This is a genomic window from Actinophytocola sp. KF-1, assembly GCF_054661535.1.
Map to the genome: position 1 here is coordinate 297,131 of NZ_BAAFVK010000004.1, position 22,832 is coordinate 319,962.

General features: G+C 74.2%; 20 protein-coding genes. 12 read left to right on the forward strand and 8 right to left on the reverse strand.

Translation table 11 applies throughout. From position 1 onward, the window contains the following. The first annotated feature begins 159 nt into the window (after positions 1-159). Genes ACYQ77_RS14515 through ACYQ77_RS14530 form a run of 4 tightly spaced genes read left to right on the forward strand, consistent with a single transcriptional unit; the run spans position 160 to position 4,491 of the window. Positions 160-1,773 carry a succinic semialdehyde dehydrogenase gene (locus tag ACYQ77_RS14515; protein ID WP_459711317.1) on the forward strand — a complete coding sequence of 538 codons (1,614 nt, stop codon included), beginning with the start codon at positions 160-162 and terminating at the stop codon, positions 1,771-1,773. Then, a complete protein-coding gene (locus tag ACYQ77_RS14520) occupies positions 1,770-2,237 on the forward strand; it encodes a DUF4334 domain-containing protein (RefSeq protein WP_459711318.1) in 468 nt (155 codons plus the stop codon). The genes ACYQ77_RS14515 and ACYQ77_RS14520 overlap by 4 nt, the downstream gene beginning before the upstream one ends. Continuing rightward, entirely contained in the window at positions 2,234-3,283 is a 1,050-nt protein-coding gene (locus ACYQ77_RS14525) for an alcohol dehydrogenase catalytic domain-containing protein (protein ID WP_459711320.1), read from the forward strand. Before ACYQ77_RS14520 ends, ACYQ77_RS14525 begins: the two co-directional genes overlap by 4 nt. A gap of 35 nt (positions 3,284-3,318) precedes the next feature. After that, positions 3,319-4,491 carry a TetR/AcrR family transcriptional regulator gene (locus ACYQ77_RS14530; RefSeq protein WP_459711323.1) on the forward strand — a complete coding sequence of 391 codons (1,173 nt, stop codon included), beginning with the start codon at positions 3,319-3,321 and terminating at the stop codon, positions 4,489-4,491. 6 nt (positions 4,492-4,497) lie between these two features. Here the strand turns inward: ACYQ77_RS14530 and ACYQ77_RS14535 are convergent, their stop codons facing one another. Beyond that, complete coding sequence (locus ACYQ77_RS14535) at positions 4,498-5,724, reverse strand: tetratricopeptide repeat protein (protein WP_459711325.1); 1,227 nt, start codon at positions 5,722-5,724, stop codon at positions 4,498-4,500. 82 nt (positions 5,725-5,806) lie between these two features. On the opposite strand from ACYQ77_RS14535, the gene ACYQ77_RS14540 reads away from it, so the two are divergent. Next, entirely contained in the window at positions 5,807-7,063 is a 1,257-nt protein-coding gene (locus tag ACYQ77_RS14540) for an ATP-binding protein (protein ID WP_459711328.1), read from the forward strand. A gap of 309 nt (positions 7,064-7,372) precedes the next feature. Here the strand turns inward: ACYQ77_RS14540 and ACYQ77_RS14545 are convergent, their stop codons facing one another. Next, positions 7,373-8,188: a tyrosine-protein phosphatase gene (locus tag ACYQ77_RS14545; protein ID WP_459711331.1), complete on the reverse strand. Its 816-nt coding sequence runs from the start codon at positions 8,186-8,188 to the stop codon at positions 7,373-7,375. Between the two features lie 124 nt (positions 8,189-8,312). Then, complete coding sequence (locus ACYQ77_RS14550; protein ID WP_459711333.1) at positions 8,313-9,974, reverse strand: hypothetical protein; 1,662 nt, start codon at positions 9,972-9,974, stop codon at positions 8,313-8,315. 117 nt (positions 9,975-10,091) lie between these two features. On the opposite strand from ACYQ77_RS14550, the gene ACYQ77_RS14555 reads away from it, so the two are divergent. Both ACYQ77_RS14555 and ACYQ77_RS14560 read left to right on the forward strand, forming a co-directional pair. After that, a complete protein-coding gene (locus ACYQ77_RS14555) occupies positions 10,092-10,814 on the forward strand; it encodes a GAF and ANTAR domain-containing protein (protein WP_459711335.1) in 723 nt (240 codons plus the stop codon). Between the two features lie 5 nt (positions 10,815-10,819). Next, positions 10,820-12,262 (forward strand): PP2C family protein-serine/threonine phosphatase, encoded by a 1,443-nt coding sequence (locus ACYQ77_RS14560; protein WP_459711337.1) that lies wholly within the window; start codon positions 10,820-10,822, stop codon positions 12,260-12,262. Positions 12,263-12,275: 13 nt separating this feature from the next. On the opposite strand, the gene ACYQ77_RS14565 is transcribed toward ACYQ77_RS14560, so the two are convergent. Further along, positions 12,276-12,983, reverse strand: a complete 708-nt coding sequence (locus tag ACYQ77_RS14565) for an ANTAR domain-containing protein (RefSeq protein WP_459711339.1) — start codon at positions 12,981-12,983, stop codon at positions 12,276-12,278. Positions 12,984-13,054: 71 nt separating this feature from the next. Further along, a complete protein-coding gene (locus ACYQ77_RS14570) occupies positions 13,055-14,161 on the reverse strand; it encodes an ROK family transcriptional regulator (RefSeq protein WP_459711341.1) in 1,107 nt (368 codons plus the stop codon). Between the two features lie 89 nt (positions 14,162-14,250). On the opposite strand from ACYQ77_RS14570, the gene ACYQ77_RS14575 reads away from it, so the two are divergent. Then, positions 14,251-15,519, forward strand: a complete 1,269-nt coding sequence (locus tag ACYQ77_RS14575; protein ID WP_459711344.1) for a DUF1479 domain-containing protein — start codon at positions 14,251-14,253, stop codon at positions 15,517-15,519. 84 nt (positions 15,520-15,603) lie between these two features. On the opposite strand, the gene ACYQ77_RS14580 is transcribed toward ACYQ77_RS14575, so the two are convergent. Beyond that, positions 15,604-16,785: a serine hydrolase domain-containing protein gene (locus ACYQ77_RS14580; RefSeq protein ID WP_459711347.1), complete on the reverse strand. Its 1,182-nt coding sequence runs from the start codon at positions 16,783-16,785 to the stop codon at positions 15,604-15,606. A 112-nt stretch (positions 16,786-16,897) separates the two neighbouring features. Here ACYQ77_RS14580 and ACYQ77_RS14585 point away from each other — a divergent pair, with 112 nt between their 5' ends. After that, positions 16,898-17,554 carry a response regulator transcription factor gene (locus ACYQ77_RS14585; RefSeq protein WP_459711349.1) on the forward strand — a complete coding sequence of 219 codons (657 nt, stop codon included), beginning with the start codon at positions 16,898-16,900 and terminating at the stop codon, positions 17,552-17,554. A 4-nt stretch (positions 17,555-17,558) separates the two neighbouring features. Beyond that, positions 17,559-18,716, forward strand: coding sequence for a sensor histidine kinase (locus tag ACYQ77_RS14590; RefSeq protein WP_459711352.1), 1,158 nt, complete (start codon positions 17,559-17,561; stop codon positions 18,714-18,716). Here ACYQ77_RS14590 and cutA read toward each other — a convergent pair. Beyond that, on the reverse strand, positions 18,713-19,018 hold the full coding sequence (cutA, locus tag ACYQ77_RS14595) for a divalent cation tolerance protein CutA (RefSeq protein ID WP_459711354.1): 306 nt from the start codon (positions 19,016-19,018) through the stop codon (positions 18,713-18,715). The genes ACYQ77_RS14590 and cutA overlap by 4 nt on opposite strands. Before the next feature lie 52 nt (positions 19,019-19,070). Between cutA and ACYQ77_RS14600 the strand changes: the two genes are divergently transcribed. Both ACYQ77_RS14600 and ACYQ77_RS14605 read left to right on the forward strand, forming a co-directional pair. Continuing rightward, positions 19,071-20,084, forward strand: coding sequence for an NAD-dependent epimerase/dehydratase family protein (locus tag ACYQ77_RS14600; RefSeq protein ID WP_459711356.1), 1,014 nt, complete (start codon positions 19,071-19,073; stop codon positions 20,082-20,084). A gap of 107 nt (positions 20,085-20,191) precedes the next feature. Beyond that, the gene (locus ACYQ77_RS14605) at positions 20,192-22,318 is read left to right on the forward strand and encodes a zinc-dependent metalloprotease (RefSeq protein ID WP_459711357.1); all 2,127 of its coding nucleotides are present in this window, start codon (positions 20,192-20,194) and stop codon (positions 22,316-22,318) included. A gap of 40 nt (positions 22,319-22,358) precedes the next feature. On the opposite strand, the gene ACYQ77_RS14610 is transcribed toward ACYQ77_RS14605, so the two are convergent. Beyond that, positions 22,359-22,820 carry a hypothetical protein gene (locus ACYQ77_RS14610; RefSeq protein WP_459711359.1) on the reverse strand — a complete coding sequence of 154 codons (462 nt, stop codon included), beginning with the start codon at positions 22,818-22,820 and terminating at the stop codon, positions 22,359-22,361. Positions 22,821-22,832: the final 12 nt, after the last annotated feature.

Consider the following 22,832-nt stretch of genomic DNA (forward strand, 5'->3'; position numbering starts at 1 on the left):
CGGTAGGTACAACGCCGCTTTTCCTGGATCCCGCGGGAGCAAACCGACCACGGTCCCACTTGATCTCGCATGAGATTCCTCGTTAACATAACCAGCCAGCCGGGCATCGGCAAGGGAATCCCCGACCTGAATCGGTCCGTTCACGCCAGAGGAGTCCGCATGACCACGCAGCAGGGCGAGACCCCGGCGCCACCGACCACCGCGGCAGCGAGCGCGCGCCCCGGCTGGGTGACCGACGACCTGGTCGCACAGTGGTGCGCGCTGGTGCGCCGGGACCCAGCGCGGGACGCCGGGCTCGAGCCGGTGACCGCGTTCGCGCCCTTCGACCTGTCCCCCACCGCGTCCGTGCCCGCGTGCGCACCGGACGACGTCGCGGCCGCGGTCGCGAGTGCCCGCGAGGCCCAGCGGGCGTGGGCAGGCACGTCGTTCGCGCACCGCGGCGAGGTCGTGCTCGCGTTCCACGACCTGTTGCTGGCCCGGCAGGAGCAGGTGCTCGACCTGATCCAGTGGGAGACCGGCAAGGCACGTTTCCACGCGTGGCAGGAGGTCGCCCAGGTCGCGACGATCGCCCGGCACTACGCGCGCCGCGCACGGCACTACCTCGCGCCCCGCCACGTCCGCGGGATGGTGCCCGGCCTGACGAAGGTCACCGAGATCCGCGTCCCGAAGGGCGTCGTCGGCGTCATCTCCCCGTGGAACTACCCGCTCTACCTCGGTGCCGGCGACGTGCTGCCCGCGCTCCTCGCGGGCAACGCCGTGGTGTCCAAAGCGGACTCGCAGACACCGCTGACGATGCTGTGGACCCGCGCGCTGATGGCCGAGGCGGGTCTGCCCGCCGACCTGTGGCAGGTCGTGACCGGCTCGGGGTCCGTGGTGGGGACCGCGCTGGTCGACACCGTCGACTTCGTGTGCTTCACCGGGTCGACGGCCACGGGCCGCACGGTCGCCGAGCGCGCCGCGCGCAGGCTCGTCGGGGCGTCGCTCGAGCTCGGCGGGAAGAACCCGCTCATCGTCCGCGAGGACGCCGACCTCGCCGCCGCGGCGGCGGGCACGGCGGTGGCCGCCTTCGCCAACACCGGCCAGATGTGCATCCACATCGAACGCGTCTACGTGCACGAGAAGGTCTACGACACGTTCCGCGACGAGCTGGTCCGCGTGACGAAGGCGTTGACACTCGGGCAGTCCTACGACTACTCGGCCGAGATCGGGTCACTGGTCTCGCCAGCACAGCTGGCGGCCGTCGAGGCACACGTCGACGACGCGGTGGCCAAGGGCGCGACCGTGCTCGCCGGCGGACGGGCCCGCCCCGACCTCGGCCCGCTCTTCTACGAGCCCACGATCCTCGAGGGCGTCACCCCCGACATGGCCGTGTGCGCCGACGAGACGTTCGGCCCGGTGATCTCCCTGTACCCCTACGCCACGGACCCGGTTCCCCTTGCCAACCAGGGGAACTACGGCCTGTCCGCGTCGATCTGGTCGAAGGACACCGGCGCGGCGGCCCGGATGGCCACGCGGATCCGGTCCGGGTCGGTCAACGTCAACGACGGCGCGGCGGCCGCGGCGGGCAGCATCGAGGCGGGCATGGGCGGCATGGGTGACAGCGGGCTCGGCAGGCGCCACGGGGTCGAGGGCATCCTCAAGTACACGGAGAGCCAGACGATCGCGGTGCAGCGCCTCATGCCGCTGGGCCCGACGCCGAAGTCGGGTGCGGCGGGCTTCGTGCACCGCACCAACAAACAGCTCGGCCTGCTGCGGAAACTGAGGGTGCGATGAGCGACGTCCAGGAGCGGTGGGCGGCGCTCCGCGCGGCACCGGGCCCCATCGACACCGACGAGCTCGACGCGCTGTGGGCGGACCTCGACGTCGTCGACGTGCCGTCGATCCTCGGTTCCTGGCGGGGGTTCGCCTTCCCGACCGGGCACCCCATCGAGAAGGTGCTGGCGAGAAGTCGGTGGTACGGCAAGCGGTTCGTCACGGCGGCCGACGCCAAGCCGCTGATCTGCCGCGCCGAGGACGGCAGCCTCTACTCCGACACCGCCTCCGGCAAGGGCGAGGCGAGCCTGTGGCACGTCGAGTTCCGCGGCGAGGTCACCGCGACCATGGTGTACGACGGCATGCCGGTCTTCGACCACTTCAAGCGCGTGGACGACGACACCCTGATGGGTGTCATGAACGGCAGACCGGACGTGGTGCTGGCGCACGGCAAGCACTTCTGGTTCGGGCTGGAGCGCGCTTGAGGACGTCGGTGCTGCTCTCCCGGGGAACCGCGCCCAGCGAGGTCGTCGAGGCCGAACTGGACGGTCCGCGCCCGGGCGAGGTGATCGTCCGGATCGAGGCGGTCGGCGTCTGCCACACGGACCTCGTCACCCGGGAGGCGCTCGGCAGCAGGCCCGCGGTGCTCGGCCACGAGGGCTGCGGCGTGGTCGAGCGGCTGGGCGCCGACGTCGGCACGCTCGCCGTCGGGGACCGGGTGGTGATCTCGTTCTCCTCGTGCGGCGGGTGCGGGCAGTGCCGGGCGGGCCAGCCGGCGTACTGCGCGTCGGCGACCGCGCTGAACAGCTCGGGACGCCGTCCGGACGGGTCGCCGACGATCCTGGTCGGCGGTGAGCCGGTGTTCGGGTCGTTCTTCGGGCAGTCGTCGTTCGCCGCGGCCGCGCTCGCAGCCGCCCGGTCGTGCGTGCCGGTCGGCGACGTGCCCGCCGCGGTCGCCGCGCCGCTGGGGTGCGGCTTCCTGACCGGGGCGGGCGCGGTGCTCAACGCGCTGCGGCCCGGGCCCGGCGACCGGTTGCTGGTGCTCGGCTGCGGTGGGGTGGGCGCCGCCGCGGTGCTGACCGCGCTGTCCGACGGCGTCGAGGTCGTCGTGGTGGAACCCGTCGCGGCCCGCCGCGAGCTCGCCGCCGCGTTCGGCGCCACCGCGGTCGCGTCGCCGGCGGACCCGGTGCCGCCGGTGACCCACGCACTCGACACGACGGGGAGGCCGGAGGCGATCTCCAGCGCCCTCGCCGCGCTCGCACCACGCGGCGAGCTGGCCCTCGTCGGGCTCGGCGCCACGCACGCGACCCTCGACGTGCGGTCGCTGATGCTGCGCGGGCTGCGGGTGCGCGGGTGCGTCGAAGGCGACGCCGAGCCGTCGGTGCTCGTGCCCGAACTGGTCCGGCGGTACCGGCAGGGCCGCCTGCCGCTGGACGGGCTGGTCGCGACGTACGCGCTGGACCGGTTCGACACGGCGGTCGCCGACCAGCGGGCGGGCCTGGCGCTCAAGCCGGTGCTCCTGCCGGGCTGAGTGGGCACCGCCGGTTTCGTGGTTGACTGGCGCGCATGACCGCCGAGCCGACCGCAGGACCGACGGCGGCCGTCCGGCCGCGCAACCGCAAGCAACTCATCGTCGAGGCGGCGGGCCGGGTGTTCAGCGGGCGCGGCTACCACGCGGCGTCCATGGAGGAGATCGCCGCCAACGTCGGCATCACCGCGGCGGCCCTGTACAGGCACTTCCCGAACAAGTACGCGCTGTTCGCCGAGTGCGCGAACGTCATGGTGGACCGGCTCGTCGCCGCCGTCGACGAGGTGCCCGCCGACGCCGCGCTGGCGGACGTGCTGGGCGCCGTCACCCAGGTCGCCGTCACCCACCGCGCGTCGAGCGGCCTGTACCGGTGGGAGGCCAGGTACCTCAACCCCGAGGACCGCGCCGTGCTGCGGGCGAAGTTCACGCACATCGTCGACCGGGTGACCGGCGTGGTGCGGCGCGAGCACCCGCTGCCCGACGAGCACCTGCGTGCCGCGGCGGCGCTCGGCGCGATCGGGTCCATCACGATGCACCGCACCTCGATCGCCCAGCGCCGGGTCGAGGAACTGCTGGTGGCGTCCGGCATGCGGGTCGCCGCGACCGACCCCACCGCCGCCGGGCGCGCCCGCCTCGTCGACCTGCCGAGCAGCCCCGTGCCCCGCACCCGGCGCTCGGAGATCCTCGCGGCCGCCATCCCGCTGTTCGAACGGGACGGGTTCGCGAACGTCACCAACGGCAGGATCGCCGAGGCCGTCGGGCTGGTCCCGTCCGCGCTGTACCGCTACTTCCCCGGCAAGGCCGACATCCTGGCCGCCGCCTGCCTGCAGGCCGGGGCACTGCTGACGCAGGCCGTGGAACAGAACCTGAGCGGCGTGACCGACCCGCACGACGCGCTGGCCGCGCTGACGGCGACGTACGTGGCGTACAGCTTCGAGCACACCGCCCTCACCAGCGTCGCGAACGCCGAGCTCGTCGGGCTGCCCGCCGCCCTGCAGCGCCCCCTGGTGACGGCGCAGCGCGAGCACATCGCCGTGTGGGAGGAGCAACTGCGCTCGGCACGCCCGGAACTCGACTCGCGCCAGGCCCGCACGCTCGTGCACGCGGCCTTCGGCGTGGTGGTCGAAGCGGGCCGCAGGCTGCGCTGGCAGGACACCCCCGCCCACCGCGACGCCGTCGCCGCCCTGCTCATGGGTGCGCTGGGCGTCTGAGCGGGCTCAGCTGAACGCGGTGAACCACAGCCCGGCGATGCCCGCGATGAGCAGGAGCGCCACGGCGACGGTCGCGCCGGGGGCGCCGGCGAGCACGGCCACGACCGCCATCGCGCCGACCACCACGGCACCAGCCCCGCCGACGGCGACCAGCTTGCGCGGGCCCGGGTCGAGCAGGTGCGCCGACCCGGTGACCATCGCCCACACGCCGAACCCGAACGCGACCGCGGTCAGCTGCGCTGGCCCGCTGACCTGACCGGTCACCACGCACGCCACCGCGGCGGCGAGGAAGAACAGGAACGCGCAGGTGGCGCGCTTGGCGTCCCGGCTCAGCAGGCGGCGGTCCCTGGTGAGCAGCAGCACGCAGTTCATCAGCGGTTCCAGCGTCCAGGTCAGCAGCGCGAGCGCGGCCACCACGACGATCAGGACCATCGCCCACGTCTGGTCCTCGAACGGGCGCAGCACGCGGGTCAGGACGAACGGCGCGATCAGCACCGCGATCCGCACGCCCTTCGGCAGCGTGTCGAGCCACAGCCCGAACCGCAGCAGCGCGCCGTACAGGGGGTTGCGGGTCTTGAGCGCGGTGGACAGCCCGTCGCGGCTGTAGGAGTCGGTCGGGTCGAGCCGCAGCGCGGCGCGGTGCGCGGCCACGGCCCGCTTGCCGCCACCCCGGTGCAGCGCGATGACGCCACGCACCCGGTGCGCCTCGGCGTTCTCCGGGTCGACGCGCAACGCGTCGTCGACGGCGGCGTCCGCTTCGTCGAGCCTGCGCAGCCGGACGAGCACGGCCGCCCGCACCGCGTGCGCCTCCGCGTTCTCGGGGTCCAGGTGCAGCGACCGGTCGATGCTCGCCAGCGCGTCGCCGTCCCGGTTCAGTCCCAACAGGACACCGGCCTGCTGCAGGTGCAGCACGGCCGCCTCCGGGGCCAGCGCGAGCCCGTGGCGGACCGCGTCGAGCGCATCGGCGAACCGCTCCAGCCCGGCGAGCGCGGCGGCGAGCACCGAGTAGGCGGGCACGTAGCCGGGGTCGGCGGCGAGCGCGGACCGGCTGGTCGCCACCGCCTCGTCGTAGCGCTGCTGGCGCAGCACCGCGTCCGCGAGCAGCGCGAGCACCCTCGGGTCGCCGGGCTCCTCGGCGAGCGCCGTGCGGAGGTGCGGCTCGGCCTCCCCGGCACGGCCGAGATCGAGCAGCGCGACGCCGCGCTGCAAAGCCGTCCGCACGACGTCGCTCATGGTGGGTCCCCTCCAGTTCGCGCATACGGTAGAGAGCGGAAACCCGCCGGTCAACACGGAAGAGTCGGGTACCGTTCCGCGCGTGACGCACGATGCGGTGATCGCGGCGCTGCTCGACACGCTCGCCGCCGACCCCGGCAACCACCCGGTACGGCTCCACGTGGCACAGCTGCTGCTCGACGCGGGCAGGGCCGGTGACGCGCTGAGCCATGCGACCACCGTGCTGTCCGGGCAACCGGACAACACGGCCGCGCTGCGCACCGCGGCCGCCGCCGCCAAGGCGACCGGCGACGAGGCGAAGGCGGCCTCGTACATCCGGCTCGCGAACGCGCTGGAGCCGGGCGAACCGGCCGTGGCCGCGCCTGCCGAACCGGGTGCCGCGGCGTCCGCGATCCCGGACACCGCGGACGAGCTGCTCGGCCGGTGGTCGGACTCCGAGCCGGTCGCCGAGCCGGAGATCGGCACCCTCGGCACGGCCGGGGTGACGCTCGCGGACGTCGGCGGCCTCGACGACGTGAAGAAGCGGCTGCACCTGTCGTTCCTGTCGCCGCTGCGCAACCCGGAACTGCGGCTGCGGTTCGGCAAGTCCCTGCGCGGCGGCCTCCTGCTGTGGGGACCGCCCGGCTGCGGCAAGACGCTCGTCGCGCGGGCGCTCGCCGGTGAGCTGGGTGCGCGGTTCTACGAGATCGGCCTGAGCGACGTGCTCGACATGTGGATCGGCAGCAGCGAGCGCAACCTGCGGTCGATCTTCGACACCGCGCGCCGCAACCGCCCGTGCCTGCTGTTCTTCGACGAGATGGACGCGCTCGGCCAGAAGCGGTCGCACCTGCGCGGCGGTGGTTCGGCGATGCGCGGCGTGGTGAACCAGATGCTGGCCGAGCTGGACGGCGCCGCCACCGACAACGAGGGCGTGTTCGTGCTGGCGGCGAGCAACCACCCGTGGGACATCGACTCGGCGCTGCTGCGACCGGGCCGGTTCGACCGGACCGTGCTCGTCCCGCCGCCGGACCGCGCCGCACGGGAGGCGATCCTGCGTTTCCACCTGCGCGGCAAGCCGGTGGAGAACCTGAACCTGGCGAAGGTCGCGAAGGCCACCACGGGTCTGTCGGGCGCGGACCTCGCCCTGATCTGCGAGCAGAGCACGGAAGCCGCCATGGACGAGTCCATGACGTCGGGCACCCTCCGCCCGATCACGCAACGACACCTGGAGGAAGCGGCGCGAACCGTCCGCCCCAGCATCGACGACTGGCTGGAAACCGCCCGCAACTACGCCCTCTACGGCAACGAGTCCGGCAAGTACGACGAACTGTCCGACTACCTGAAAAAACGCCGCCGCTAACCCCACGAGTCCCCCTCTCAAGACCCGCGAGTCCCCCTCTCCCGACGCGCGAGTCTCCCTCCCAGGACTCGCGAGTCGCCCTCTCCCGACCCGCGAGTCTCCCTTTCGGGACCCCCGAGTCGGCGTTTCGTCGCGCACGCGACTGACGCGAACCGCCAACTCGCCAGTCCCGAACGGGAGACTCGCGAGCCCTGAACGGGAGACTCGCGAACCCTGAACGGGAGACTCGCGCGTCCCGAACGGGAGACTCGCGGGGGCTGGACGGGGGACTTGCGGGGGATGGGTGGGATGCTCGCGGGGCTTGTGGGGTCAGGTCAGTAGGCGGGTGCGTAGTGCGGTGATGGTGGGTTCGTCGAGGCCCAGGCCTTGGCGGGCGTAGGCGTCGATGGAGCCGTACAGGTGGTCGACCTCGGCGAACGCCGCGCGCAGCCAGCTCAGTTCGACCGCCTTCGGGTTGCCCAGGAGTTCGTTGCTGAGCATGAAATCGGCCTCGACGGTCGCCCTCGGCACGCCGAGCAGGCTCAGCAGGACCGCCGTGGCCCAGCCGGTGCGGTCCTTGCCCGCCGAGCAGTGGAACAGGACCGCACCACCGTTGGTCGCGATCGCGCGCAGCAGGTCGCCGAAGGCGTGGTCGGCGCCGACGAAGTCGACCATGAACGGGTAGGCGATCGACTGGCCCAGGTTGTCCGATCCGTTGAACAGCCCGGCGGCCAGGGCCTTCACGAGCGTGACCGCCGCGTTGTCGTGGAAGCGGAGGCCGTGCTCGAGGGAGACCACGTCGGCGACCTGGTAGCGGACCCCGCTGGGAATCCGGTCCGGTTCCTCGTAGCGCTCGACGACGTTGCGCAGGTCGACGTCCAGGGTGATGCCGAGTGCGGTGAGCCGCTGCAGGTCCGCGTCGGTGAGGTTCGAGATCTTCGCCGACCGGTAGACCACGCCGGTGCGCACCGTGTGCCCGTCCGCGGTCGCGTACCCGCCGACGTCCCGGAAGTTCTTGGCACCGACCAGATCCACCGCCGCGGCGGTGGTGCCGCCGGCCGGGGCGGCGACGGCGGCGGGGGCACCGGCACCACCCAGGGCCACGGCCACGGCCGCCGCGATCACGATCGTCCTGCGCACGCGCATCCTCGCTCCCTTCAACGGAACCGGATCGGAGTCAACAATTCCCTCACCGGTTCCGGCCGTCAACGAGGCCTGACGAAGTTCTTCCGCTGCCCGGCCAGAAATGTGCGGAAGGAATCGCGCGGGATCAGTCGTCCCACTCGGCGAGGCGGGCCACGCGGACGTCGGCGGGCAGCGCGCCTGCCACCTCCCGCAGCAGCGGCATCGGGACCGCGGAGAACGCGGGAACCGCGTGGTATGGCTTGACCATCGGGTGGAACCGCTCGGGCAGGTCACCCGACCTGGCCAGTGCGAGGAGCGCCGTGCCGATCCGCTGGGCGGGCGTGTCGAAGGCCAGGTCGTAACCGTCCAGTTCGGACACTCGCGGCAGCCACTCGTCGAGGAACGCGACCACGGGCGCGCGGTGGTCCCGCAGGGCGTCGGCGAACGTGGAGGACAGCGCGAGCACGGCCGCGTCCTCGCGGCCGTCGCCGAAGAGGTGGCGCACGGTCAGGGAGATCGCCTCGGCCGCCTTGTCCTGCCGCGCCGGGGCGAACACCTCGGCGAGCGCGGCCCACGCGTCGACCTCGGCCAGCGCGGCGAGCGCCGTCGCGGTGTCCCCGTCGGCGAGGAGCCGGTCCTCCAGCACGAACCACAACGGACCCCGCGACGTGCGCCGCCCGAGCTCGCCGTCCTCGGCGCCGAGCAGCCGGTGCGCGGCGGCGACGGTGCCCGGCACGTCGAGCCACCGGTACGTGGTGTCGGCGCCGGTGAGCACGCTCGGCGCGGCACGCAACGCGATCTCGACGGTCTGGCGCTGGGCCGGGGTCAGCTCCTCCGGTGACAGCGGGCGGTACGTGTCGCCGCTGGGCCGGAACTGCCGCGCCATCCGTTCCAGCAACCGCGCGTGCAGGGTCGGCGTGGTGTCCTCCGGCGCGGTGAGCAGCGCGTCGTCGTCCGCGCCGAACAGCCACGCGGCGGCGGCCAGCTCGGCCAGGTCCGTCGTCCACGCGTCGTGGACCGGGTACTCGCCCTGGGCGAGGTGGTGGAGCAGCGCGAGCACGTCGGCGTCGGCGAAGCCGGAGTACACCAGGCACACCGCCGCGGCGCCCCGCACGTACAGCGACGGGCTGTGCGCCACCAGGTCCCGTGCCGCGGCGACGTGCCCGGCCCGCGTCCCGGCCCGCCTGCCGCCGCCCGGGGTGACGCCGTTGTCCCGCGCGGCGCGGAACCCGTGCGCGAGGCAGAGCGCCGCGGTCGCGTCCGGCCCCAGGTCCGGCAACGCGCCCGGCTCGCGGCCGAGCAGCACCAGCAGGCGCAACGCCTCGTCGTCGCCGGTGCGGGTCCACATCCCCTCGGCGTCGGCGGCGAACTCCGCGACCGCCGCCGCGTACGGGCTCGTGGCCTGCTCGACGTCGTCGGGCCGCTGCACGAAGTGCGTCTCGCCGACCGCGATCCGCGCGAGGAACAGCAGCGCCGTCTCGTTGTCCCGGCGCACCAGCTCGGCGAGGAACGGGATCGCGGCCGCCGACGCGCTGTAGACGGAGCCCTGGTGCGTGGTGGCCGAGTACAGGCCGTACACGCCGAACGCCTGGTCGCCGGGGTCGTCGCTCGTCAGCGCCTCGATGAACCACGGGGTGTGGCCGGCCGTACCGTACGCGTCCTCGAGCGGCGCCCAGTCCACGTCGTGCAGCCCGGCGGGCGGGTCGGTCCGCCCGCGCAGCGGTGGCCGCTCGGCACCGTCGTCGGCCTCGTCGGTCTCCTCGAACTCCGGCGGCACGAAGGAAGGCAGAGCATCAGCGTCGAACACGTCACGTCCCACCGGGTCACGGACATTCGCGTGGACGCTAGCACGCGCGCCGCGTTTGCCCGTGGTCGTCGGTGGTATCCGGCCGGGTTCCACCGACCGGTGACGACAGAGGCGACCATGGACACCGAACTGCCGCTCGCCGACGAACTGGCCGCGGTCTTCGCACGCGTGTCGGGTCTGCTGCTGTCGACCGAGACCGTCGCCTCGGCGCTCGGGTTGCTCACGACGCTCGTCGCGGAGACGGTCGGCGAGGCCGTCGGCGCGGGGGTCACGCTGCTCGACGAGCACGGCGAGCGGACCACGACGGCCGCGACCGATCCGGTCGTCACCCGGCTGGACGGCCTGCAGTACGAACTGGACGATGGCCCGTGCCTCACCGCGTGGGCCCGGCGGGCCGCGGTGCGCGTCGACGACCTCACCCGCGACGACCGGTGGCCCCGGTGGGCGGCCGCCGCCGCGGCGACCGGCATGCGTGCCGTGCTCAGCGCTCCCCTGGTGGCCGGGGACACCGCGCTCGGCGCCCTCAAGGTGTACGCACGCCGCCCCGGCACGTACGGGGAGCGCGACGAGCACCTGCTGACGATGTTCGCCGCGCACGCGGCCGTGCTGCTCGCCCACATCCGTACCCACGAGGACGCCGGACGGGTGAGCACCAGGCTGGCCGCCGCGCTGCGCGCCCGCGACCTCGTCAACATCGCCAAGGGAGTGCTCATGGTGCGCGAAGGGGTCGACGAGCAGGCGGCCTTCCTGCTCCTGGCCAAAACCGCGGCGGACGAGGGCAAGCCACTGCGCGCGGTGGCGGACACCGTCGCGGGCTCGACCTCGCGGCGCAGGCGGTGACGGCCATGCCGCCGGACAGCGCGGCGGCGCAGCAGCGCTCGTTCGCCGACGCGGTGCGGTACGCGCGGCTGCCCATCGACAAGCTGTGGCTGGACTACTTCGCCCTCGGCGGCGAGGCGGGCCCGCTGGAAGTCGAGGCGTACGTCCACGGCCTCACCGAACTGCCCGCCGCGCAGCGGGACATGCTCGCCCACACCGTGAACGAGTGGCTCGACGAGCGTTCCGGCAACCACCGCGCCACCTACAGCCGCACCGTCCGCGCGACCAGGCCCCGCACCCCGGCCCTCACCGCGCTCGTCGACCTGCTCGAGGGCAGCGAGCTGGCGCCGCCCGACCGGCTGGCCGCGGCCGCCGAGAAGGCAGGCGCCGCGCTCGGTGTCCGCCTGACCGTCTACCTCGCCGACTACGAACAACGCGCTCTGCACCCGCTCGGGCAGGCGGACAGCGTCGGCATCGACACCACGCTCCCCGGCCGCGCCTTCCAGCAGGTGCGGATGCTGCCCACGGAAGGGCCCCCGCCCCGGTTGTGGGTGCCGCTGCTCGACGGCGCGGAACGGCTCGGGGTGTTCGCGGTCGACGTCGACGACGTCCACGACCTCTACGACCCGGGCCTGCGGGCCCAGTGCCGGTGGTTGTCGATGCTCCTCGGCCACCTCGTCACCCTGACCGGCCAGTACGGCGACGGGTTCGACCGGATCCGGCTGCGGCGACCGCGCTCGACGGCGGGCGAGCTGATCTGGTCGCTGCTGCCGCCGCTGACCGCGGGCGTGGACTCGTTCGTGATCAGCGCCGTGCTCGAACCGCGCTACGACGTCGGCGGCGACGTGTTCGACTACTCCCTGTCGGAGACCGCCGCGTCCCTGCTGATCCTCGACGCGATGGGCCACGACCTGCGCAGCGGGCTCATCGCGGCGACCGCGCTCTCCGCCTACCGCGCGGCACGGCACGCGGGCGCGGGCCTGTTCGAGCAGGCCCGCACCATGGACCACGCCGTGGCCGAGCAGTTCGGTGAGCACCGCGCGTTCGCCACCGCCGTGCTCGCCGAGCTCGACCTGCGCACCGGGCACCTGCGCTACGTCAACGCGGGCCACCCGGCGCCGCTGCTGATGCGCGGCGGCAAGGTGGGCAAACCCCTGACCGGCGGCAGGCGCATCCCGCTGGGGCTGGGCGCCACCGAGCTGACCGTCGGCGAGGAGACCCTGCAGACCGAGGACTGGCTGGTGCTGCAGACCGACGGCATCAGCGAGGCACGCGACCACGCGGGCCGCTTCTTCGGGGAGGACCGCCTCGTCGACTTCCTGCAGCGCGAGGCCGCCGCGGGCCACCCGCCCCCGGAGACGGCGCGCAGGCTGATCAAGGCCGTGCTCACCCACCAGGACGGCGAGCTCCAGGACGACGCGACGGTGCTGCTCGCACGCTGGACCAGCCCGGGCGCGGTGCTCCCGTGACCCGGTGACCGGGTCACTCGGCCAGGTCGTCGAGCGGGACGCGGCGCGCCAGCACCTCGTCGGCCACCTCCTTGACGGACCGGTCCCGGCTGAACGCGTACGCGCGCAGCCGCGCGAACGCGTCCTCGAGGCGGATCCGCAGGTGCGCGGCCACCACGCCGATCGCCACGTTCACGTCCTGGTAGGAGTCCACGGCACGCGGCCACTCCCGGCCGGTCCGCTCCGCCTCCGCCGCGTCGTCGAGCACCGCGCCGGTGGCCAGCGACGCCAGCAGCGCGGCGTCCGCGACCGCCGCGGGCGGCAGCCCACCCGGCGCGCGCCGGAACAACTCCAGCAGGCCGAACCGCATGCCACCGAGCTGGAGCGGGAACGCGAACATCGCGCCCGCGCCCGCGCGGGCCGCCTCCTCGACGAACCCGGGCCACCGCACCCGCGCCCCGTCGAGGTCGGGGACCAGCACCGGTCCCCCGTCGAGGAAGGCCGCCACCCCCGGCCCCTCCCCCACCGTGTACTGCCGTTCGACGAGCTCTCCGGCCCAGGGGCCGGTCGTCGCCAGCACCTCCTGGGTGGTGACCGAGCCCCGCAGCGTCAACGCGGCGGCGTCCACCCCCAGCGCGGCGACGCAGACCTGGCACACGGCGTGCGATCTGCCGTTCACAGCCGTGCCGTCGACGTGGTCCGCGACCATGCGCGACAGGCGCTGGCGCCGTTCGGCGTCCACCCGGTGCCCCTTACGTCCGTTCCCGTGATCAACCCGGGAGTTACCCGGTGGGGCCACCTGTCAACCGTGGTTCACCGGGTTCGTGCGACGATCGCCGACCGCAGCCGTTCGACGGCGTCCGCGCGGGCGCCGGCCAGTTGCGGCTCGGCGACGCGCGCTGCGGTCACCGGCACGTGGCGCGCCGCCGCGGCGAGCCGCTCGGCGACGTCGGGCACCAGGTCAGCGCCCCACTCGCCGCCGAGCACGGCGAGCTGGGGGTCCACAAGGGACACCGCGGCCAGCAGCGCGCCGCACACCGCCGTGGCGAGCACCGCGCGCCGCGCCGGGTCGTCGGCGGCGGCACGCAGCGCGCCGACGTCGACGGCGGTCGACGACGGGCGGCGCAGGCCGAGCGCGGCGAACACCTCCGTGAACGGCATGGCGAGCCCGCCGGGGCCGGGCGTGTACAGGTGCGCGATCTCGCCCGCCAGCCCGCCGTGGCCGCGCCGGACCTCGCCGTCGCTGACCACCGCGCAGCCGAGGCCCTCGCCGAGGTGGAGGTAGACGAAGTCGCGGACGCCGGCCGCGCAGCCGTCGGCCATCTCCGCGCGGGCCGCCCAGTTCACGTCGTTGTCCACCAGGACCGGGCCGTCGACCAGCGGCGCCAGGAGCGGCACCGGCGCGAGCGCGCCGACCAGGAACGGCGCGTCCGGCAGGTGCACGAGCGCGCCGGTGCGGCGGTCCACCGGGTCGGCGGCGCTGACGACCGCGACCCGCAGACCGCCCGTGACCTCGCCGGCGAGCGTGCCGGCGACCTCGGTGAGCGCCCGCGCGGTCCTGGCCTCGCCCGCCGAGCGGTGCAGCGGCGCGGACGCCCGCGCGAGCACCGCGCCGAACGCGTCCACCGCCTCGCCGGTGACCCCGCGCGGGGCGATCTCGACGACGAGCGCGGCGCCGACGTCGGCGGCCAGCGAGAAGTACGAGCCCGCGCGCCCGCGCCCGGTCGTGCGCTCGCCGGTGTCCGCCAGCAGCCCGGCCGCGGTGAGCCTGCGGACGCTGTCGGAGATGGTGGGCTTGGAGATGCCGGTGGTCGCCGCGATCTCGGCACGCGTCGCGCGCCCGCCGCGCATGAGCGTGCGGAGCACGTGCTCGTCGGTCATCGACCGCAGCAGGTCGAGGCGCGGCTTCGCGGTGTCCACCACGCCACTCTAGTAAGGAGTCTTGCCCAAACCACGCGGCACGGGTTACCGTCCCTTCTAGTTAGGAGTCCTCACCAAAGGTGGCAGGCATGACCGCGACGTTGCCGCACTGGCAGACCACACCCACCGACCTCGCCGCCGCGATCCGCGAGGTGAAGACCGCGCTGCGGGCCGGCATCGAGGCGTCCGGCCGCGGTGTCGACGAGGTCTTCGGCGTGGTCGAGCGCCGCGTCGCGGCTCGGATCGCCGAGATCGACGCCGACCTCGCCGCGGGCGAGAGCGTGTGGCCGGTGATCGACTACGCCGACATCGAGCAGGGCACCGTCACCGCGGCCCAGCTCGACAAGCTGCGGCGGCGGGGCTGCCTGGTGGTGCGCGGCCACTTCCCCCGCGAGCAGGCGCTGGCGTGGGACGAGAGCGTCCTCGGCTACGTCGAGCGCAACCACTTCTTCGAGAACTACCGCGGCCCCGGCGACGACTTCTTCGGCAGCGTCGACTCGAAACCCGAGATCTACCCGATCTACTGGTCGCACGCGCAGATGCAGGCCCGCCAGAGCGAGCGGATGGCCCGCGTCCAGACCTTCCTCAACTCGTTGTGGCGCCACGAGTCCGACGGCGTCCAGTGGTTCGACCCCGCCCGCGACGCGCTCTACCCCGACCGCATCCGCCGCCGCCCGCCCGGCACCGACTCGGGCGGCCTCGGCACGCACCTGGACCCCGGCACGCTCGACCTGTGGATGACCCGCGAGTACCAGACGGCGTTCCGCCACCTGTTCGACGGCGACGTCGAGGCGTACGACCCGTGGGACGCCGCGCACCGCACGACCGGCCCGCAGTACCCGGGATCGACCATGTGCTCGGCGTTCCGCACCTTCCAGGGCTGGACCGCACTGTCCGACATGGACCACGACCAGGGCGTGCTGCACACCGTGCCCGTCCCGGAAGCCATGGCGTACCTGCTGTTGCGCCCCCTGCTGCGCGACGTCCCGGACGACGACATGTGCGGCGTGACCGTCAACCAGGTCTTCCCGGCGAGCGAGAAGTGGCACCCGGAACTGGTCGCGGCCCAGGCAGGCATCCCGGACGTGCGCGCGGGCGACTCCGTGTGGTGGCACTGCGACATGATCCACAGCGTCGCGCCGGTCACCGGCCAGCGCGGCTGGGGCAACGTCATGTACATCCCGGCGGCGCCGTGGTGCCCGCGCAACGAGCGGTACGCCGCACACGTCCGGGACGCCTTCCTGACCGGCTCCAGCCCGGCCGACTTCCCCGCGGAACACTACGAACGGGACTGGGACGGCCGCTTCACCGTCGACGACCTCAACGACATCGGCCGCCGCGGCATGGGCTTCGCCTGACCCGTCGCGGTCAGCACGCGTGTGCGGTCGCGGACCAGCCCGCCAGCGCGAACGAGCAGCAGGGCCACCCCGACGCCGAGCGCGCTACCCGCGGGCGATCAGGTCGCGGGCCATGGCGACGATCGGCAGCACCGCGGCGTCCGCGTGGTTGCCGAGCACCACCACGACCCAGTCGGTGGCCGGGAAGAAGTCGACCGACGTCGCGATCCCGGCCGGGTTCCCGCCGCCGTGGCCGAAGATCCACCGGCCGTCGTCGTTCGTGCCGACCGGGCCGTAGCACTGGTAGTTGGCCCGCGGGCGCGCTCCCGGGGGCGGCGTGCCCTGCGGCTGTGGCATGGGCACCTTCCCGCTCAGCACCAGCTGGGTCTGCGCGGCCCCGAGGAACCGGGACCCGTAGAGGTGGCGCGCGAAGCGGGCGAGGTCGGCGCACGTGGCGAACGCCTCCCCCGCCGGGGTGCCGATGTACTCGAACTCCTCCAGGGCGTCGACCCACCGGCCCTGCGCGTCGCGGTGGTAGGGGTGCGCGTACCGCCTCCCCGTCCGCCACTCGGGTTTGGTGACGAAGTCCGCGCCCGTCATGCCCGCCGCGGCGAACACGTGCTCGCGCACGTAGTCGTGGTAGGACACTCCGCTGACCTTCGCCACGATCTCGCCGAGCAGGTGGTAGGCCGAGTTGCTGTAGGAGAAGCCCGCGCCCGGCGCGAACATCGGCGCGGAGCGCCGGATGAAGCCGGTGATGCCGGCCATCACCTGTGCCGGGCTGGTCCACGTCGCCGCCTCCTCCTGGTAACCCGGCATGCCGTGGTAGTCGCCGAGCCCGGAGGTGTGGGTGAGCAGGTGGTGCACGGTGATCCCGGCGAACGCGTCCGGGAACCCGTCCAGGTAGGCGCCGAGCCGCGCGCCGTGGGACACCTTCCCCTCCCGCACCAGCAGCGCGATGGCGACGGCGGTGGTCAGCTTGGTCACCGAGGCCAGCGCGAACGCGGTGTCCGGGCCGTTCGGGACGCCACGTGCCTTGTCGGCCATGCCGTGCGAGCGGGCCAGCACGGTCCGGCCGCGGTGGGTCAGCAGGAGCGAGCCGGAGAACTCGTCCCTGGCCGCCTTGTCCGCGACGAACCGGTCCAGCTCGCCGCCGGGACGCAGCCCTTCCGGTGTCCTGGCGCCGACGGCGGTGGCCGATGGCCCGGCGGCGAACGCGGTGCCCGCGGCCACGGGCACCGCGCCGAGCAGGCCGAGCACCGAACGCCGGGAGGGGTGAGCCGTCATGGGGAGCTCCTTTCGTTGTGCGAACGGCGGAAGGTCTACCGGCGCGGGGGTATGGGCGGCCGCTCGCGCGGCCATACGTGGTCCATAGGTGTCTGCGGCGACACTCGTGCCCATGCGGGTGTTGCTGGTGGAGGACGAGCAGCCGCTGGCCGGGTACATCGCGGCCGGGCTGCGCAAGCACGGGTTCGCCGTGGACCTCGCCCACGACGGCGGGACCGCGCTGGAGAAGTGCGGCCACACCCCGTACGACGTGGTGGTGCTGGACCGGGACCTGCCGGTGGTGCACGGCGACACGGTGTGCAGGCAGCTGGCGGAACGCGGCGGCTCGCGGGTGCTGATGCTGACCGCGTCCGGCACGGTCGAGGACCGGGTGGACGGGCTCAGCATCGGCGCGGACGACTACCTCGGCAAGCCGTTCGCGTTCTCCGAACTGGTCGCCAGGGTGCACGCGCTCGCCCGGCGCAGCGCACCCGCCCGGCCGCCGGTGCTGCGCGCCGCGGACGTGACCCTCGACCCCGCGCGCCGCACGGCGGAACGCGCGGGCCGGCTGCTCGCGCTGGCCCCCAAGGAGTTCGGCGTCCTCGCTCAGCTGCTGGCCGCCGCGGGCGCCGTGGTCAGCGCGGAAACCCTGCTGGACAAGGTGTGGGACGAGCACGCCGACCCGTTCACCAACGCGGTCCGGATCACCGTCGGCACGTTGCGCCGCAAGCTCGGCGACCCGCCGCTGATCGAGACCGTGACCGGCGCGGGCTACCGGATCCGGGCGTGACGCCGTGCGACTGACCGCCCGCAACCGGCTCACGTTGCTCTACACCGGACTCGTGCTGGCGGCGGGGGTCGTGCTGACCGCGCTCACCTACGTGCTCATGCGGCAGAACCTGGCCCACCGCGAGATCCGCCTGCGGTTCACCGGACCGGACGGCGGACCGGCCGAACCGCCGCCGCTGCCCGGCGACCCCGCTGCGCTGTCCGAGCAGGTGCGCGCGGACACCCTCGCCGCGCTGCTGGCGCAGGCGGGGATCGCGCTGGCGGTGGTCACCGTGCTGGCCGCGCTGCTCGGGTGGCTGGTGGCGGGCCGGGTGCTGCGGCCGATCCGCGCGATCTCCGCCACCGCGCGGCGCCTGTCCGCCGAGCACCTGTCCGACCGCGTGCCGGTGCACCCGCCCCGCGACGAGCTGGCCGCGCTGGCCACGACGATCAACGGCATGCTGGACCGGATCGAACGCGGCATCGCGGAACGCGACCAGGCACTGGACAGCCAGCGCCTGTTCACCGCTAACGCGGCGCACGAGCTGCGCACCCCGCTGACCACGATCCGCACCGCGGTGGACGTGACGCTCGACGGCGAGCCCACCCGGGCCGAGCTGCTGACGATGGCCGAGGACGTCCGCTCGGCGGCCGACGACAGCAGGCGCACGCTGGACGGTCTGCTGGCGCTGGCCCGCAGCCACGCGGGCGTCACCAGCCCGCGCGCGGTCGACCTGGCCGCGGTGACCGCGTCCGTGCTGGCCGACGTGGCGGAGCAGGTGCGTGCCGGGGACATCGAGGTCCGCCATGACCTGCGCGCGGCGCCGGTCTCCGGCGAACCGGTGCTGCTGGAACGGATGACGGCCAACCTGGTCGCGAACGCGATCCGCCACAACCACCGTGGCGGCCACGTCGTCGTGTCCACCGGCGGGACGGCCGACGGGGCGTTCCTGCGGGTGACGAACTCGGGCCGGCCCGTGCCCGAGGCACAGGTCGGCAGGCTCCTGGACCCGTTCGTGCGCGGCGAAGGCGCCCGCACGACCGCCGACGGCGGCGCGGGGCTCGGGTTGTCGATCGTCCGTGCCGTGGCGCTGGCCCACCACGGCGAGATCGTCGCGGCGGCCAACCCCGGCGGCGGCCTGGCCGTCACCGTCCGGCTGCGCGCCGCGGGCGCTCGCCGCTAGTTCACCGCGGGGCCGGCGGCGAGGTGGTGCACGGTGTCGCTCACCCGCAGGTCGTGCACCTCGTCCCCGTGGTGGCTGTTGATCTGCTCGACGAGGGCGTCGACGCCGTCGGCGGTCGCCTCGATCTCGACGCGCCACTGCTCGGTCGCGTGCTTGTGCCCGTGCCAGCGGTGCACCCGCTTGATCGGGCCTTCGATGTGCGCGCAGCAGGTGCACTCGGTGTTCGCGACCTCGGCGGCCATGGCGTCGGCGAGCTGCTTGCTGTCCGTCGTGAACGACACGACGACGTGTTCGTGGTCCATGTCTGTGATGGTAGTCACAAAATGCCGTGGCGGGTCGCGCTAAGGTCGGGCAATGTCGCACGCCGTGATCCTGGGTGGCACCGGCACGATCGGGCGGGCCGCCGCGCGGCGGTTGCTGGCGGCGGGCTGGGACGTGACCGCCGTCGGGCGCGACCCGTCCCGCATGCCCGACGACGTCGCGGCCGCCGGTGCGCGGTTCGCCGCCGCCGACCGGTTCGAACCGGGTGAGCTCGCGGCGGCCGTGGGCGCGGGCGCCGACCTGCTGGTCGACTGCCTGTGCTTCACCGCCGCGCACGCGCGGGACCTGGTGCCGCTGCTGGCCGACGTGGGGTCCACCGTGATGATCTCCACCAAGGCCGTGTACGTCGACGACGCGGGCAACCACGTGAACTCCGACGACACCCCGGACTTCGGCGGCCCGGTCGACGAGTCGCGGCCGACCATGGCGCCGCGGGAGGACGTCGACCACCTCAGCCGGGACGGCTACGGCGCGAACAAGGTCGCGGCCGAGCGGGTGCTGCTCGACAGCGGCCACCCGGTCACGGTGCTGCGGCCGTCCCGCGTGCACGGCGACGGCACGGCCAAGCCCGACGAGTGGGTGTTCGTCAAACGGATCCTCGACCGGCGGGCGGTCGTGTTCCTGGCGCACGGCGGGCGCGGTGTCGACCAGACGAGCGCCGCGGCCAACATCGCGTCCCTGATCGAGACCGTCGCGCGCAGGCCCGGTTCGCGGATCCTCAACAGCGCGGACCCCGACGCGCCGAGCGCGCTGGAGATCTCGCGGACCGTCGCCGCGCACCTCGGCCACGAGTGGCGGGAGGTGCTCCTCGACCCGCACGCACCCGCGTGGCTCGGCCTGCACCCGTGGCACCGGATCCCGCCGATCCGGCTGGACACGGGCGCGGCCATGCGCCTGGGCTACCGGCCTGCGGGCGACTACGCCACCACGGTCGCCACCGAGCTGGACTGGCTGACCACCGCCCCGCTCCCGCCCGGGTTCGACCACGAGTACTTCGCCCCGATGCTCGACTACGACGCCGAGGACGCCTACCTCGCGACGCGGTAGCCGTCGACGGGTGGCCCTCCGGGTCGCGGGCCCGCTGCGGTGGCCGTGCGAACCTTGCCCGCCGCGGGCTCTGGCGGTGCCCGTGTCACGGCAGGCACGATCACCCGGTGACCCAGTGGACCACCGATTCCGACTTCCTCCTGCACGCGACGATCACCGGCGGCTTCGGGCTCTCCGCGACCGGACTGGACCGGGGTGAGGTGGGGCCGTCGTTCGTGTGCCGTGCCGACCGGGACGGTGCCGACGTGGTCGTGACCGCGCGCAACACCGTCTACGGCCACTCCGGCGCCACGCGGGCCGAGCAGGCGGCGGCCGCCGCGTCGTTCGCCGAATCGGTGCTCGCGCGCTGCCCGGCGGACGGCACGGCGTTCGACCCGGCGCCGCTCGGGCTGGTCGACCTGATCGGCGCGGTGCAGCGGCTGACCGACGCCGCCGAGCGGCCGTACGTGCTCGACGCCGCGCTCAGCCGCGTCGACCGGGTCGCCTGGTACGGGGACGTGCTCGCGATCGAGTCGGTGCTGACGTTCCGCGCGCGCGAGCCGAAGGCACGCCCCAACCCCGGGCTGATGCTGCGGGCGGGCCCGCCCAAGGCGCCGCTGCGGCCCGCGCCAGGGGAGACGGTGAGCGTGCGCCAGCAGATCGCGCTGCGCCCGCTGCCGCCGCCCGGGTACACACCGGTGCCGCTCGACCCGGCGAGCGGCGCGACCGCCGACCACACGGTGCACCGCTTCGACGCGATCGCCGAGCGGGACGCCGAGACCGCGCTCGCCACCCGGTTCCGCGCCGACGAGCCGATCGTGTTCCACCTCGACCCCGCGATGCCCGCCGCCGTGCGGGACGCCGTCGTCGAGGGCGGCAACTGGTGGCAGGAGGCGTTCGCGGCGGCCGGGCTGCCCGGCCGGTACCGGGTCGAGCCGCTGCCCGACGGCGCCGACCTGCACGACCCGCGCCGCAACGTCGTGCTGTGGGTGCACCGCGCGGACCGCGGCTGGTCCATGGGTTTCCCGCAGGTCGATCCGCGCACCGGCGAGATCCTGCGTGCCGTGGTGCGGCTGGGGTCGCAGCGGGTCGAGCAGCTGCGCGCGATCACCGAGAGCGTGCTCGCGCCGTACGGGTCCCCCGGCGGCGCCGACGTGGTGCGGTCGGTGGTCGCCGCCCGGCTGCGGCAGCTCGCCGCGCACGAGATCGGGCACGGGCTCGGGTTCGCCCACAACTTCGCGTCGCACCGGCACACCCGGCCGTCCGTGATGGACTACCCGGGCCCGCTGTTCACTGTGGACGGTGACCGGCCTGCCGCGCCCGCGCCGTACGCGACGGGCACCGGGCCGTGGGACACCTACCAGGTGGCCGCGCTGTACGGCGCGGGCACCGCACCCGCCGACCTGGACTACGTCACCGACAACGACGCCCGCGGCGACGACGCGGCGGACGCCTGCGGCGCCACGTGGATCGCCCCCGTGGAACCGACGCGGGCGCTGCGCGACCTCCTCGCCGTGCGGGCGGCCGCACTGGCCCGCTTCGGCCCCGGCGTGGTGCCGCCCGGCAGCGACCCGAACGAGATCGAACGCCGGTTCCTGCTGCTGTACCTGCTGCACCGGCACCAGGCGATCGCCGTGGCGAAGCTCGTCGGCGGCATCCGGCGCCGCTACGCGGTGACCGACGGCGCGTCGTTCGCGGGTGCCGCCGCCCCGGTGCCGGTCGCCGAGCAGCGGGCCGCGCTCGCGCAGCTGGCGGAGTTGCTGACCCCGTCCTTCCTCGCCGTCCCCGGCCACGTCCGGCCGCTGCTCGTCGCGCCGGCGGGCGGCCGGGACCGCCGCGAGGGCCAGTTCGACCACCGCACGGCGGGCGCGTTCGACGCCGCCGCCGCGATCGCGGCGGGCACGGACGTCGTGGCGGGCGCGTTGTTCGCCCCGGCACGCGTGAACCGCCTCGCCGACGGCACCGGGCTGCCGCTGTCCGAACTGGTCGCCGCGGTCGCGGGCCGCGCGGTCGAGCTGCTCACCGCCGCCGGCCGCGACCCGGTCACCGAGACGATCGGCTGGACGCTGCTGCGCCGGTTCGAGCACACCGTCACCTCGCCCGAGCTGCACCACCACGCACGGGTGGCGGCGGTGGAAGCCGTCGCCGGCGAGTGGGACCGCCCCGCGCTCCGGGCCCGCTGGGAGGCGATCGAGAAGGCCGCGTACACGCACACCGCGGCGCTGCCGGAACTCCCCGCGGGCACACCGATCTAGGAGGTGCCCGACGCTCCCGGCGTCGTTCACCCCGCGGTGCTCACGCCTGTCCGGCCCGTTCGTCCGGCGTGGCCTCGTGGCCGGGTTCACCGTTCGTGCGGCGCTGCCGTTTCAGGTCGGCCTCGTGGACGTGCGGGAGGCCGCCGGTCAGGCCGCGCACCTCGTGCTCCATCGCGCGGAAGGGCGTGTAGTAGGTCTCCTCGTAGTCCTCGACGACCTGGAACGTCCAGCGTCCCGGCAGTACGTTGCGGCCGAGCAGCTCCCGTTTCAGCCGGTCGGCGAGCGCGTGGTGCCCGGCTTCGGCGAGCAGCGTGACGGCGCGCTCCAGTTTGACGTCCGCCGAGCCCGTCAGCTGGTGGAACGCGAACAGGTGTCCCCGGGCCACCTCGACGGTCTCGAGCGCCTCGGTCATGGCGCCCACCGCCTCGACGGTCGTGTCGTCCAGTCCGCGGCGCCATGCGCCCCCGTCGAGCCGGGGGTCCGGCCGGGATGTGTGCGTCATGGCGCCCGGGTA